At 72.9% G+C, this 13,397-nt stretch carries 11 protein-coding genes; 2 read left to right on the top strand and 9 right to left on the bottom strand.

Translation table 11 applies throughout. The features are described from left to right. Positions 1–60: 60 nt before the first annotated feature. The 7 genes from ACH47X_RS02415 to ACH47X_RS02385 all read right to left on the bottom strand — a co-directional run bounded on the left by ACH47X_RS02415 (position 61) and on the right by ACH47X_RS02385 (position 8,100). Entirely contained in the window at positions 61–1,080 is a 1,020-nt protein-coding gene (locus ACH47X_RS02415; RefSeq protein WP_397401032.1) for a bifunctional riboflavin kinase/FAD synthetase, read from the bottom strand. 116 nt (positions 1,081–1,196) lie between these two features. Beyond that, on the bottom strand, positions 1,197–2,291 hold the full coding sequence (gene truB, locus ACH47X_RS02410) for a tRNA pseudouridine(55) synthase TruB (RefSeq protein ID WP_397401030.1): 1,095 nt from the start codon (positions 2,289–2,291) through the stop codon (positions 1,197–1,199). Between the two features lie 70 nt (positions 2,292–2,361). Then, positions 2,362–2,799 (bottom strand): 30S ribosome-binding factor RbfA, encoded by a 438-nt coding sequence (rbfA, locus tag ACH47X_RS02405; RefSeq protein WP_036959409.1) that lies wholly within the window; start codon positions 2,797–2,799, stop codon positions 2,362–2,364. Positions 2,800–2,954: 155 nt separating this feature from the next. Next, positions 2,955–5,924 carry a translation initiation factor IF-2 gene (gene infB, locus ACH47X_RS02400; RefSeq protein ID WP_397401027.1) on the bottom strand — a complete coding sequence of 990 codons (2,970 nt, stop codon included), beginning with the start codon at positions 5,922–5,924 and terminating at the stop codon, positions 2,955–2,957. 177 nt (positions 5,925–6,101) lie between these two features. Beyond that, positions 6,102–6,368 (bottom strand): YlxR family protein, encoded by a 267-nt coding sequence (locus ACH47X_RS02395; protein ID WP_342665890.1) that lies wholly within the window; start codon positions 6,366–6,368, stop codon positions 6,102–6,104. Positions 6,369–6,455: 87 nt separating this feature from the next. Continuing rightward, complete coding sequence (gene nusA / locus ACH47X_RS02390) at positions 6,456–7,505, bottom strand: transcription termination factor NusA (RefSeq protein ID WP_020016820.1); 1,050 nt, start codon at positions 7,503–7,505, stop codon at positions 6,456–6,458. Between the two features lies 1 nt (position 7,506). Then, complete coding sequence (locus tag ACH47X_RS02385) at positions 7,507–8,100, bottom strand: ribosome maturation factor RimP (RefSeq protein ID WP_397401024.1); 594 nt, start codon at positions 8,098–8,100, stop codon at positions 7,507–7,509. Positions 8,101–8,280: 180 nt separating this feature from the next. Between ACH47X_RS02385 and ACH47X_RS02380 the strand changes: the two genes are divergently transcribed. After that, on the top strand, positions 8,281–9,357 hold the full coding sequence (locus ACH47X_RS02380) for a DUF4439 domain-containing protein (protein WP_397401023.1): 1,077 nt from the start codon (positions 8,281–8,283) through the stop codon (positions 9,355–9,357). A 54-nt stretch (positions 9,358–9,411) separates the two neighbouring features. On the opposite strand, the gene ACH47X_RS02375 is transcribed toward ACH47X_RS02380, so the two are convergent. Next, on the bottom strand, positions 9,412–11,238 hold the full coding sequence (locus ACH47X_RS02375; RefSeq protein ID WP_397401021.1) for a proline--tRNA ligase: 1,827 nt from the start codon (positions 11,236–11,238) through the stop codon (positions 9,412–9,414). A 93-nt stretch (positions 11,239–11,331) separates the two neighbouring features. Between ACH47X_RS02375 and ACH47X_RS02370 the strand changes: the two genes are divergently transcribed. Further along, positions 11,332–12,252 (top strand): Fpg/Nei family DNA glycosylase, encoded by a 921-nt coding sequence (locus ACH47X_RS02370; protein WP_397401019.1) that lies wholly within the window; start codon positions 11,332–11,334, stop codon positions 12,250–12,252. A 136-nt stretch (positions 12,253–12,388) separates the two neighbouring features. On the opposite strand, the gene ACH47X_RS02365 is transcribed toward ACH47X_RS02370, so the two are convergent. After that, a complete protein-coding gene (locus tag ACH47X_RS02365) occupies positions 12,389–13,348 on the bottom strand; it encodes a GNAT family N-acetyltransferase (RefSeq protein ID WP_397401017.1) in 960 nt (319 codons plus the stop codon). Positions 13,349–13,397: the final 49 nt, after the last annotated feature.

Genomic DNA, 13,397 nt, shown 5'->3' with positions numbered 1-13,397 from the left:
CCCAAACTAAGATCGAATCTTACTAAGATCCAATCTTAGTTTACCGAGCACGTTGGCGCCTCAGGGCCGCAGGATCTTCCGGGCCCGCGCGACGTCGTCGTTCATCTGGGCGATCAGCGGCTCCATGCCGTCGAACCGCAGCGTCGGGCGCAGGTGGGCCACGAACTCGAGCACGACCGTCTGGTCGTACAGGTCGAGGTCGGTGCGGTCGAGCACGTAGGCCTCGACGCGGCGCTCGACGCCGTCGAACGTGGGGTTGGTGCCGACGGAGATCGCGGCGGGCAGGATCTCCTCCTGTCCCAGGCCGGCGCCGGACGCGGCCGCCCGGTCGTGGTCGGGCCCGGCGAGGCTCGCGCACGTCGCGGCCGTACCGCGGCGCAGCCAGCCCGCGTAGACGCCGTCGGCGGGCACCAGTCCGGTGATGTCGCCGAGGTTGGCGGTCGGGAAGCCCATCTCGCGGCCCCGGGCATCACCGTGCACCACGGTGCCGCGTACGAGGTGCGGGCGGCCGAGGACGTCGGCGGCCTGGTCCACGTCGCCCTCCGCGAGCAGCGCCCGCACGGCGGTCGAGGACCAGCGCTGGTGGCCGTCACCCTCGGCCACCGAGTCGCCGACGTCCTCGATGGCGACGACCTCGAACCCGTGCTGCCCGCCGAGCTCGACCATCGTGGCGAGCGTCCCGGCGTTCTGCTTGCCGAACCGCACGTCGTGCCCCACCACCACGGTCCGCGCCCGCAGGCCGTCCACGAGGTACCGGGAGACGAACTCCTCGGGCGTCTGCGCCGCGAAGTCGAGCGTGTAGTTGACCAGCAGGGTCGCGTCCAGGCCGGTGCGCTCCATGAGCGCCAGGCGGTCCTCCAGGCCCGTGATCAGCTCGGGCGCCGACTCGGGCCGGTGCACTGCCGCCGGATGCGGGTGGAACGTCACGGCGACGGCGCTGGCCGCGTCGCCCCGGGCGAGCCGGAGGATGCGGCCGAGCACCGCCTGGTGGCCGCGGTGGACGCCGTCGAAGTTGCCGATCGTCACCACTGATGGCCCGAAGTCCGGGGGAACCTGTTCCAGGTCCGTCCACAGCTGCACGCGGGTTGCTCCTCATGAATCGGGTGGCGCGGGTGCGGGAGCCGCTCGCGCCGCGCCCCGCACCGGTCGCCAAAAGCCTACGGCGTGTTTCGGCGGTCGTGCGCCCGCCCGCCCGGTCAGGGCGCGGGGGCGAGCACCAGGACGGGCTTGGCCAGGCTCTCGCCGCGGCGCTTCGTGTCCTCCAGCAGCGCGACGAGCGTGCCCGACGGAGAGAGAGCCGCCACGACCTCGGACCGCCCGGACGGCTCGACCCACTGGCCGTAGCCGAGGGCGCGCACCTCGACCTCGTCGAGCTCGCGCACCGGGAACGTGCCGCGGGCGGCGTCGGCGAGCGGGAGGGTGGCCAGCGTGCCGTCGGCGTCCGCCTGGGCCTCCAGCTCCTCCAACGTGCGGGCCCCCGCCAGCGGGTAGCCGCCCACGCGGGTGCGGCGCAGCGCCGTGAGGTGACCGCCGGTGCCGAGCGCGGCGCCGAGGTCACGTGCCAGGGCGCGCACGTAGGTGCCGGACGAGACGGTGACGCGCACGTCGACGTCGACCACGGGCACCTCCCGGGTGGGGCCGTCGCCAGGTTCAGCGGCGGTCGGGGCGAGGCCGGGCTCGGCGGCGGGGTCGGCGGCGGGGTCGGCGGCCGCGTCGTCGGCCTCGACATACACGTCCGCCAGGTCGCCGTCCGGCACCTTCGCCGTGGCCCGGCGGACGTCCAGCACCTCGAACCGGGAGACGGTGACAGGCCGCGCCTTGAGCGCGACCTCCTCCCCCGCCCGGACGCGCGCGTAGGCGCGCTTGCCGTCCACCTTGATCGCGGACACGGACGTGGGCACCTGCAGGATGTCGCCGGTCAGGTCCGCGACCGCCGCGTCCAGCGCGGCCCGCTCCACCTGTCCGACGGCGCCCGGGTCGGCCACGGCGACGACGGACCCCTCCGCGTCGTCCGTGGCGGTGGCCACGCCCAGCCGGATCGTGGCGTCGTAGTCCTTGTCCGCGCCCACGACGTACGTGAGCAGGCGGGTCGCCTTGCCGATGCCGAGCACGAGCACCCCGGTCGCCATCGGGTCCAGCGTGCCGGCGTGGCCGACCTTGCGGGTGCCGGCGAGGCGGCGCATCCGGCCGACGACGTCGTGGCTGGTCCAGCCCTGCGGCTTGTCGACCACGACGAACCCGTCGGCCGCCGTCGGACGGCGGGCCGGAGCCTGCGGGGAGGGGGAAATCATGGGTACCAGTATCGCGCGGGCCGGGTGTGCCGCACGGCACACCCGACCCGCGCGAGCGTGAGGGCCAAGGTCACTCGGACTCGTCGTCCTCGCGCGGCTTCTTGTAGGGGTCCTCGTCGCCCGCGTACCGGGCTCCGGCACGCAGTGCCTCGAGCTCGGCGTCCCGCTTGCGCGCCTCGATCAGCGCGGCGTCGAGGTGGGCCGCCGTCTCGGGGACCGAGTCCAGGTGGAACTCGATGGTGGGCGTCAGGCGCACACCGGTCTGCTTGCCCACCTCCGAACGGATCATGCCCGTGGCGCTCTTCAGCGCCGCGGCCGTGCCGTCCCGGTCCTCGTCCGAGCCGTAGACCGTGTAGAACACCGAGGCGTTCTGCAGGTCGCCGGTGACCCGGACGTCCGTGACCGTCACGAAACCGAGCCGCGGGTCCTTGATCCGCGTGTCGATCATCTGCGCGACGATCACCTTGATGCGGTCGGCGAGCTTACGGGCTCGCGGGTTGTCGACCATCACTGCTTCCTTTCCGGGATGACCGAGCCGGAGCCCGGCGCACCTGTCAGCAGCTCTCGGAGGTGTCAGACGTACAGGTCACTCTGGTGACCTGTACGTCTGACACGTGAGATCGGGTCTGACACGTGCACCGGGCTCCGGCTCGGTGAGGAACGTCAGTCGCGCGGCTTCTCGCGCATCTCGAAGGTCTCGATGGTGTCGCCCTCGGTGACGTCGTTGAACGACCCGAGACCGATACCGCACTCGAAGCCCTCGCGGACCTCGGTGACGTCGTCCTTCTCGCGGCGCAGCGACTCGATCGAGAGGTTGTCGCCCACGACCGTGCCGTTGCGCAGCACGCGCGCCTTGGCGTTGCGGCGGATGACGCCCGAGCGGACCACCGAACCGGCGATGTTGCCGAACTTCGAGGAACGGAAGACCTGACGGATCTCCGCGGTCCCGAGCTGGACCTCCTCGTACTCCGGCTTGAGCATGCCCTTGAGGGCCGCCTCGACGTCCTCGATCGCCTTGTAGATGACCGAGTAGAACTTGACGTCCACGCCCTCGCGCTCCGCCAGCTCCTCGACGCGCTCGCCGTACTTCACGTTGAAGCCGATGATCACGGCGCTGTCGACGGTGGCCAGGTTGACGTCGTTCTGCGTGATCGCACCCACACCACGGTGGATGACGCGCAGCTCGACCTCGTCGCCCACGTCGATCTTGAGCAGCGCGTCCTCGAGTGCCTCGACGGCACCGGACACGTCACCCTTGAGGATGAGGTTGAGGCTCTCGACCTTGCCCTTCTTGAGCTCGGTGTCGAAGTCCTCGAGGCTGATCCGCTTGCGACGCTTGGCCAGCGTCGCGGCGCGCTCGGCCGCCTCGCGCTTCTCGGCGATCTGCCGTGCGGTCCGGTCGTCCGGCGCCACGAGGAACGTGTCGCCGGCGCTCGGGACGCTCGTCAGACCGAGCACCTGCACCGGACGGGCCGGCAGAGCCGCCTCCACCGCGTTGCCGTGCTCGTCGAACATCGCACGGACACGGCCGTGGGCCGTACCGGCGACGATCGAGTCACCGACGTGCAGCGTGCCCGACTGGACCAGCACCGTGGCCACGGGGCCACGGCCCTTGTCGAGGTTGGCCTCGATCGCGACGCCGCGCGCGTCCTTGGTCGGGTTGGCGCGCAGGTCGAGAGCCGCGTCGGCGGTCAGCAGGACGGCCTCGACGAGGTCGTCGATGCCGATCCCCGGCTTGGCCGCGACGTCGACGAACATCGTGTCGCCGCCGTACTCCTCGGCCACCAGGTTGTACTCGGTGAGCTGCTGACGCACCTTCGCCGGGTTGGCACCCTCGACGTCGATCTTGTTGACGGCGACGACGATCGGCACGCCCGCGGCCTGCGCGTGGTTCACGGCCTCGACCGTCTGCGGCATCACGCCGTCGTCGGCCGCGACCACGAGGATCGCGATGTCCGTGACCTGCGCACCACGGGCACGCATGGCGGTGAACGCCTCGTGACCCGGGGTGTCGATGAACGTGATGGCGCGCTCGACGCCCTCGTGCTCGTGCGTGATCTGGTAGGCACCGATGTGCTGGGTGATGCCACCGTGCTCGCCCGCGACGACGTCCGACTTGCGGATGGCGTCGAGCAGCTTCGTCTTACCGTGGTCGACGTGACCCATGACGGTCACGACCGGCGGACGCGCGGCCAGGTCCTCGTCGGACTCGCCTGCCTCCTCGGCCTCCAGGTCGATGTCGAAGGCCCCGAGCAGCTCGCGGTCCTCCTCCTCGGCCGAGACCATCTCGATGACGTAGCCGAGCTCCTGGGCCAGCGTGCCGAACGTGTCCTCGTCCAGGGACTGCGTGGCCGTGGCCATCTCGCCCAGGTGGAACAGCACGGTCACGAGCGCCGCGGGGTTCGCGTCGATCTTGTCGGCGAAGTCGTTCAGCGACGCGCCGTGGCGCAGCCGGACGACCGTGGTGCCGTTGCCGCGAGGAACCTGCACGCCGCCGAGCGACGGCGCCTGCATCGCCTCGAACTCCTGGCGCTTCGCCCGACGCGACTTGCGTCCGCGGACCGGCTTGCCGCCGGCGCGCCCGAAGGCACCCTGGGTCGCACCGCGACCACCGGCACCGCGACGCGGGCCACCGAAGCCACCGCCGCCACCGGGACGACCCGGGGCACCGGCACCGGCGCCACCACCGGCACCACCCGGACGACCGCCACCACCGGGGCGACCGCGGCCGCCACCCGGTGCCGGGCGGTCACCCGGACGCGGCATGTTGGTCTTGCCCGGCATCATGCCGGGGTTGGGGCGCGGACCACCAGTGCCACCGGGACGGGGCGCCGAGGGACGCGGGCCACCAGGACGGGGACCGCCCGGGCGCTCGCCGGACGACTCGCCGGACCGCTCGGGACGCTGCCCCGGACGGGGCATGCCCTGGCTGGTCGCGAAGGGGTTGTTGCCCGGACGCGGGTTACCGCCACCGGACCGGTCGCCGGCGCCGGGCGCCGGACGGCCACCACGGCCACCGCCACCGGGCCGGGGCATGCCCTGGCTGGTCGCGAAGGGGTTGTTGCCCGGACGCGGGTTACCGCCCCCCGGACGGCCACCACGGCCACCGTCGCGGCCGCCGTCACGACCACCCGGGCGCGCGCCGGAGGGCGCGGCGGCCGGCTTCGGGGCACCGGGCTTGGGAGCCGCGGCAGCCGGACGGGGTGCGCCGGGCTTGGGAGCCGCACCGGCAGGCTTGGCGGACGCCGCAGGCGCCGCCGGGGTCTCTGCGGCCGCGGGCGCCGGGGCGGGAGCCGCCGGTGCGGGGGCCGGGGCCGGGGCGGGCGCAGGCGCGGGTGCCTCGGACTTGGGGGCCGGGGCCGGGGCGGGAGCCGGGGCCGGGGTCGCCTCAGCGGGCTTCCGGGCCGCGGGCTTCGCGGCCGGCTTCGGCGCGGGCTTGGCCGCCGCGCCCTTGTCGGACGCGCCGCCGGCGCCGCCGACGGGGAACTTGTCGCGCATCGCTCGCTCGACGGGGGCCTCAAGGGTCGAGGACGCCGAGCGGACGAACTCGCCCGCGGCCTTCAGCTCGCCCATCAGGGTCTTGCTCTCCACTCCGAGCTGCTTCGCAAGCTCGTGAACGCGGATCTTCGCCACATCTCTCCTGTCTCGGTCCGTCCCGGGACAGGGAGGACCACCGTTAGTACTGCGTACTCATCGCTGGGGACTCATCGGGTGCCCATCGGCTTCAAACCCGCTTCCTTGTCGACGAACTTCATGATTCGGCCGGGCGCTCTGTCGCGCCCGGTCGGAACGGTCTTGCGGTCGGCACCCTCACCGGCCGAGGTGTGCTCGTACCTCGCCGAGATCGAGAGGACCGTCGGTGCGCAGTGCGCGGGGGACGGCCCTGCGGCGCTCGGCGAGCTCCAGGCACTGCGGCTCTGGGTGAACCCAGGCACCGCGACCCGGCAGACAGGCGCGGACGTCGACGACGATGCGTCGTGGCTCTGCCACATCGGCATCATGCATCGCGGAGTCCAGCACCAGACGCAGGAGTGCAGACCGCTGGTCGCGCCCCCGGCACCCGACACACGTACGCACCGGGCCCGTGACGGGTGGTGTGGGGTGTGCCGAAAGACGGGCGCGTGGCCCAGACTCGGACAGTCTACCGCGCCGACCCACCGGGCGTTACCGACCGCTCTGCGCGTCGGCGGCGGCGCCACCTGCGTCGGCGTCCGCCGCCTCGTCCGAGCGGATGTCGATCCGCCAGCCCGTCAGCTTCGCGGCCAGCCGGGCGTTCTGCCCTTCCTTGCCGATCGCGAGGGACAGCTGATAGTCGGGGACGATCGCCCGTGCGGCACGCGCGTCGGCGTCCACCACTGTGACTGACGACACACGAGCCGGGGACAGCGCACTCGCCACGAAGGAGGCGGGGTCGTCGCTGTGGTCGACGATGTCGATCTTCTCGCCGTGCAGCTCGGCCATCACGGCACGCACTCGCGCGCCCATCGGGCCGATGCAGGCACCCTTGGCGTTCAGCCCGGACACGCGGGACCGGACGGCCATCTTGGTGCGGTGCCCCGCCTCACGGGCGATGGCGGTGATCTCCACCGAGCCGTCCGCGATCTCCGGGACCTCGAGCTCGAAGAGCTTGCGCACCAGGTTCGGGTGCGTACGGCTCAACGTGATCTGGGGGCCCTTCATTCCGCGGCTGACCTCGACCACGTAGGCGCGCAGCCGCTCTCCGTGCACGTACTCCTCGGTGGGCACCTGCTCGTGCGGCGGAAGCACGGCCTCGGTACCGCCGACGTCGACGAGCACCATGCGCGGGTCGCGGCCCTGCTGGATGACGCCGGCCAGGACCTCGCCCTCCTTGCCGCGGAAGGTGCCGAGCACCTGGTCGTCCTCGGCGTCCCGCAGGCGCTGCACGATCACCTGACGGGCCGTCGCGGTGGCGATGCGGCCGAAGTCCTGGGGCGTGTCGTCGAACTCGGGGCCGAGCTCCACGGCGGGGCGGGCGTCCGGGTCCTCGGGGTCCGCCTCGACGGGCAGCTCCTCGCGGGCCCACACCGTCACGTGGCCCGACGCGCGGTCCACCTCGACGCGGGCCCGGTTGTAGGCGTCCGGGGTGCGGTGGTAGGCCGACAGGAGGGCCTGCTCGATGGCCGCGACGAGGACGTCCAGGCTGAGGTCCCTCTCGCGCTCCAGCATCCGGAGCGTGGTCATGTCGATGTCCATGTCAGCCTTCCTCGTTGCGGCCGGGGCGAGACCCGGTCGGGTTGTCCGTACCAGCACCGTCCGAGTCCTCGTCGGTGTCTTCACCTGCACTCTCGCCCAGTTCCGAATCCTCGGCATCCTGGGCGTCCTCGAGCCGTCGGAGCTCGACCTCGACCTTGCCCCGGGTGACGTCCGCGACGGGGATCCGCCGGTCGTCGTCGAGCACCAGGACGGCGCCGTCGGCGTCGTCGAGCACGTCGGTCAGCCGGCCCTCGGCGCGGCTGCCGTCGGTGAGCTTGAGCGTGACCATACGGGTCCGGGCACGCTTGAAGTGACGCAGCTCGGTCAGCGGCCGGGACGTGCCCGGCGTGGAGATCTCGAGCGTGTACGCACCGGCGACGACATCGTCCGTGTCCAGCGCCGCGGAGATCCCGCGCGACACGTCGCCGAGGGCGTCGGAGTCCAGGCTGCCGACGGCGTCGTCCGGCAGGTCGACCGTGACGCGGACCACGGACTTGCTGCCCGCCCGCGTGGCGCTGACCTCCTCGAGGTAGAGCCCGGCGGCCTCGACCACCGGCCCCACCACCCCGCGGACCGCATCCGCCTGCTGTGTCATCGAGTGCCTCCCGTCGGCTCCCCCATGCGCGGGGGCACGGTTCGAGCCGGAACGGTTCGACCGATGTGCTGTTGTTGTCTGCGTCAAGCGTAACGAAGCCTCCGACCTCGGCACTTCGCGAAGAACGTGATATTCGTGACCCGACCGCAATCGGCCCGGCGACGAACGGGGTTCCGGAACATGACATCATCGGCCACGATGAACCCCTTCGGCCGAACGGCCCGTACCCGTCGCAGGTCTGGCCTGACCGCGCTGGCCCTGACCTGCGCGATCATTCTCTCAGGTTGCGGGCTGCGGCTCGAGACACCGCCGCCGACCGAGCCGGTGCCCGACGCGGCGGAGGTGCTGCGACGGACCGCGGTGGCCGACGCGCTGCTCGTGGCCGACCAGGCCACCGCCGCGGCCGAGACCGACGGGGTCGAGCCCGCGGTCGAGTCGGAGCTGACCGAGATCGCCGAGTCCGCGACCGTGCAGGCGGAGCAGCTCGGCGGCGAGTACGACTCCGGCCTCGGGGACCTCGTGTCGGAGGGCTCCGGCGCGTCCCCCTCCGCACATGTCCAGGAACAGACGCCGCGGGCCGTCGTCGCCTCCCTGCGCGACGCGGCCACGCGCACCCGGGCCGCCGCGAACCAGGCGCAGTCCGGACCGCTGGGCCGGCTGCTCGCCTCGATATCGACGTCGCAGACGCAGCACGCGCAGGAGCTCGCGCGGCTCACCGACGTCAAGGGCCCGACGCTGCCCTCCACGCAGATCCCCGAGCCCGCCGACCCCGCCCCGCAGCCCAGCGAGGGCGACGACGACGCCGCGACCCCGGCGGCCACCGCGAGCGAGGCCCCCGTTGCCCCCACCGGGCTGTCCGCCGAGGACCTGAGCGCCCTGATCCTGGCCGAGGACACCGCGGGCTACGCGCTCGAGGTGCGCGCCGCGCAGTCCAGCGGCGACACCCGCACCAGGACGCACGACCGCGCGGCGCTGCACCGCGCGCGGGCGCAGGCCTGGGCGCTGGTCGCCGGTGTCGACGGGACCGACCAGGACCCGCGCCGCGTCGCGTACGACGTCCCCGGTTCGGAGACGCCGACGACGGACCTGGCCCGCGACCTGGAGACCGGCCTCGCGCAGGACTACGCGACCCTGGTCGGCCTCGCCGAGTCGGGCACCCGCGCCGTCCTGGTCGCGCTGCTGACCGACTCCACGCTGTCCGCCGCCCGCTGGGGCGCCCCGGCGGTCCCGTTCCCGGGGCTGCCGGAGCAGGCCTAGCGACCCGAAACGCACCGGGCCGGCCCCGCCGAGGGGCCGGCCCGGTGGAGGGAATCAGGCGAGGAGCGCCGCGACCTTCTCGGCCACGGCGTCCACGATCCCGTCGACAGGGAACTGCTCCGCCTCGCCAGCACGCGGCCGGACCTCGACCACGCCGTCGGCGAGGGCCTTGCCGACGGTGACCACGAGCGGGGCGCCGAGCAGCTCGGCGTCCTTGAACTTCACGCCCGGCGACACCTTGCCGGTCCGGTCGTCGTAGAGCACCTCGACGCCGCGGGCCGCGAGCTCGTCTGCGATCTTCCCGGCCGCCTCGAACACCGCGGCGTCCTTGCCCGCCGCGACCAGGTGCACGTGCGCCGGAGCCACGTGGGCCGGCCACGCCAGGCCGCGCTCGTCGTGGTTGGCCTCGGCCAGCGCGGCCAGGGCGCGCGTGACGCCGACGCCGTACGAGCCCATGGTCACCACGGCCTGCTTGCCGTTCTCGTCGAGCACGACCAGGCCCAGGGCCTCCGCGTACTTGCGGCCGAGCTGGAAGATGTGGCCCATCTCGATGCCGCGCGCGAGCTCCAGCGGACCGGAGCCGTCGGGCGCCGGGTCACCGGCGCGCACCTCGGCGGCCTCGACGGTGCCGTCGGCCGTGAAGTCGCGGCCGGCCACCAGGTCGAACACGTGCTTGCCGGGCTCGTTGGCGCCGGTGATCCAGCGGGTGCCGGGTACCACGCGGGGGTCCAGCAGGTAGCGGATGGCCGGGACCTTCTCGCCGTCCTCGCCCTCGATCTGCTCGCCCTGAGGGCCGAGCGCCTGCGGTCCGATGTAGCCCTTGACGAGCTGCGGGAACTTCTTGAAGTCCTCCTCGGTGGCGGCCTCGGGCTCGGCCGGCGTCAGCGCCGCCTCGATGCGCTTGAGGTCGACCTCGCGGTCGCCGGGCAGGCCGACCACGACCAGCTCGCGGGTGCCGTCGGGCTGGGCCAGGGCGAGCACGACGTTCTTCAGGGTGTCGGCGGCGGTCCAGGGCCGGTCGGGACGCGGGAACTTCTCGTTCGCCACCGCGACGAGGGTGGCGATCGTGGGGGTGTCGGGCGTGTCCTCGACGTGCGCGGCGGGGGCGTCGTCGTACGGGATGGCCTCGGGGACGGGCGTGACCACGGCCTCCACGTTGGCGGCGTAGCCGCCGGGCGAGCGCACGAAGGTGTCCTCGCCGATGGGCGAGGGCGAGAGGAACTCCTCGGAGCGCGAGCCGCCCATGGCGCCCGACATGGCGGACACGATCACGTAGTCCAGGCCGAGGCGCGTGAAGATCTTCTCGTACGCCTCGCGGTGCTTCTGGTAGCTGACGTCCAGGCCCTCGTCCTTGACGTCGAAGGAGTACGAGTCCTTCATGATGAACTCGCGCCCGCGGATCAGTCCCGCACGGGGACGCGCCTCGTCGCGGTACTTGGTCTGGATCTGGAAGAGCGTGACCGGCAGGTCCTTGTACGACGAGTACAGGTCCTTGACCAGGAGCGCGAACATCTCCTCGTGCGTGGGCGCGAGCAGGTAGTCGGCGTCCTTGCGGTCCTTGAGCCGGAACAGGCCGGCGCCGTACTCCTCCCAGCGGCCCGTCGCCTCGTAGGGCTCCCGCGGCAGCAGCGCCGGGAAGTGCACCTCCTGGCCGCCGATCGCGACCATCTCCGCGCGGACGATCGCCTCGATCTTGGCCAGCACCCGCAGACCGAGCGGCAGCCACGAGTAGATGCCCGGGGCGGCCCGGCGGATGTACCCGGCCCGCACGAGGAGCTTGTGGCTGGCGACCTCGGCCTCGGCCGGGTCCTCGCGCAGGGTACGGACGAAGAGGGACGACATGCGCAGCACGTCGCCCTGAGTGAGGCGTGCGGAAGACATGGGGCACAGCCTATCCGCGCGGGGCCCTGCGGCTCGCCCGGAATTAGTGGTGCACGCCTTGCCGTGCGCCGCGAAGTCTCGGAGGATGAGGCCATGCCGGAGCTGCCCGAGGTCGCCGCGCTCGCCGACTTCCTGCGCGCGCGGACCGCGGGACGCACGGTCAGCGCGGTGGAGGTGGGCTCGATCGCGGCGCTCAAGACGTTCGACCCGCAGCCCGCGGCGCTCGCCGGAGGCCGGGTGTCGGACGTCGCCCGGCACGGCAAGTGGCTGGACCTTGAGGTCTCACCCGCCGGCTCGGAGGCCGACGGCGCCCCGCTCCACCTGGTCTTCCATCTCTCGCGCGGCGGCTGGGTACGCTGGTCGGACGCCCTGCCCACCACACCGGTCAGGCCGTCGCTGGGCGGTTCCAGCCGGGGCGCCGTGCTCGCGCTGCGCGTGCGACTGGACGACGGCTCCGGCTTCGACCTGACCGAGGCGGGCACGCGCAAGCGGCTCGCCGTGCACGTGGTCCGCGACCCTGCCGAGATCGAGATGATCGCCTCCCTGGGCGTGGAACCGCTCGACCCCGGGTTCACGACCGAGGTGCTCGCCGGGCTGCTGGCGGCGAAGAACCAGCAGGTCAAGGGCCTCCTGCGGGACCAGCGCGCCATCGCTGGCATCGGCAACGCCTACAGCGACGAGATCCTGCTCGTGGGCCGGTTCAGCCCGTACAAGCTGACGGGGTCGTTCACGCCCGAGGAGACCGCCCGGCTGCACACCGCCATCGGCGACGTGCTCACGGAGGCGATCGCGGCGGCGTCCGGCAAGCCGGCCAAGGAGCTCAAGGACGCCAAGCGCGCGGGGATGCGGGTGCACGGCCGCACGGGTCAGCCCTGCCCGGGGTGGGACGGGACGCCGTGCGGCGACACGGTGCACGAGGTGTCGTTCGCGGACCGGTCGATGCAGTACTGCCCGACGTGCCAGACGGGCGGTAAACCGCTGGCGGACCGCCGGATGTCCAAACTGCTGCGCTGACCGGCGTCGCCGGCGGCGGTCCGGGTCCCCGGTCAGCGCTCGCCTACTTCTTCTTCGAGGCCCAAGTTTCTTCGCTTTGCGGCGCGCGAAAGCGAAGAAACTTAGGCCTCGAAGGGGAGGGTCAGCCGGCGAGAAGTCAGAACAGGACCGTCGCGAACGTGCCGACCTGCTCGAAGCCGACACGCCGGTAGGCCGCCACGGCGCGCTCGTTGTAGGCGTTCACGTAGAGCGACACGATCGGCGCGACGGTGGCGCGGGTGGCGTCGACCACTGCCGCCATGCCCGACTCGGACCAGCCACGGCCGCGGAACGCCGGCTCGACCCAGACGCCCTGCACCTGGGCGACCCCGCCGGCCACGGCGCCGAGCTCGGCCTTGAAGCCGACGGCGGGCCGCCCGTCGCCATCGGGCACGAGGCGGACGAACGACCGGCCCTCGGTGATGAGCGAGCGCACCCGCTCCGCGTAGGCGGAGCCGCCCGAGGCGATCGGCGAGTAGCCGACCTCCTCGGTGAACATGCGTACGCAGGCGGGCAGCACGAGGTCCAGCTCGGCCGGCACGGAACGGCGGACCGTGGGCTCGGCCGGCACGGCGGGCGCGGTGCCGATGGCCATCGACGGCTGGTCGGCGCGCACATCACGGGCCGGGGGCCAGTACGGGGACAGCCGCTCCCACAGCCCGAGCGCCGCCCGCTGCTCCCCCACGATCGACGACGACCGCCGCCCGTAGAGCCGGGCGACGGTCGTGAAGGCGGCGATCGCCTCGGCGCGGCGGGCGGGATCGGGGATCGGGACCACGGGCACCAGGTTGGCGCCGGACCAGCAGACCGCCTCCAGCGGGCCGACGGCGGGGAACCCCCACGCCTGGCCTGCCGCGGCACCGAACCCGGAGCGGAACGCGATCTCCAGCCGGGCGGTGGCGAGGACCGAGGCGACGGGATCCAGGGCGCAGACCGCCAGCGCCTGCGGCAGGTCGTTCCGGGTCAGCGCCCGGGCGACCACCTCGCCGGTGCCGTCCGCGCGAATGTCCCGTTCGCCCGGTTCGTGCGGCCCGTCAGGGCGCGCCCCGGCCGGAACCGGGGTGCGCCACCGAGACATGCCTTGCTCCGTTCGAGTCTGACCCTTCAGTATCGCCCGAGCCTGGGAT

Origin of the sequence: Promicromonospora kroppenstedtii (assembly GCF_044389675.1) — a bacterium.
GTDB lineage: Bacteria > Actinomycetota > Actinomycetes > Actinomycetales > Cellulomonadaceae > Promicromonospora > Promicromonospora kroppenstedtii.
Note: the sequence above shows the minus strand (reverse complement) of the source record. Positions and strands in the feature narration are given on the sequence as shown.

Coding starts and splice junctions, on each gene's coding strand:
- ACH47X_RS02375 (WP_397401021.1), bottom strand. CDS start 11,238: ATGTCTTCCGCACGCCTCACTCAGGGCGACGTGCTGCGCATGTCGTCC.
- nusA (WP_020016820.1), bottom strand. CDS start 7,505: ATGGACATCGACATGACCACGCTCCGGATGCTGGAGCGCGAGAGGGAC.
- rbfA (WP_036959409.1), bottom strand. CDS start 2,799: ATGGTCGACAACCCGCGAGCCCGTAAGCTCGCCGACCGCATCAAGGTG.
- ACH47X_RS02365 (WP_397401017.1), bottom strand. CDS start 13,348: ATGTCTCGGTGGCGCACCCCGGTTCCGGCCGGGGCGCGCCCTGACGGG.
- ACH47X_RS02385 (WP_397401024.1), bottom strand. CDS start 8,100: ATGACACAGCAGGCGGATGCGGTCCGCGGGGTGGTGGGGCCGGTGGTC.
- ACH47X_RS02370 (WP_397401019.1), top strand. CDS start 11,332: ATGCCGGAGCTGCCCGAGGTCGCCGCGCTCGCCGACTTCCTGCGCGCG.
- truB (WP_397401030.1), bottom strand. CDS start 2,291: ATGATTTCCCCCTCCCCGCAGGCTCCGGCCCGCCGTCCGACGGCGGCC.
- ACH47X_RS02380 (WP_397401023.1), top strand. CDS start 8,281: ATGACATCATCGGCCACGATGAACCCCTTCGGCCGAACGGCCCGTACC.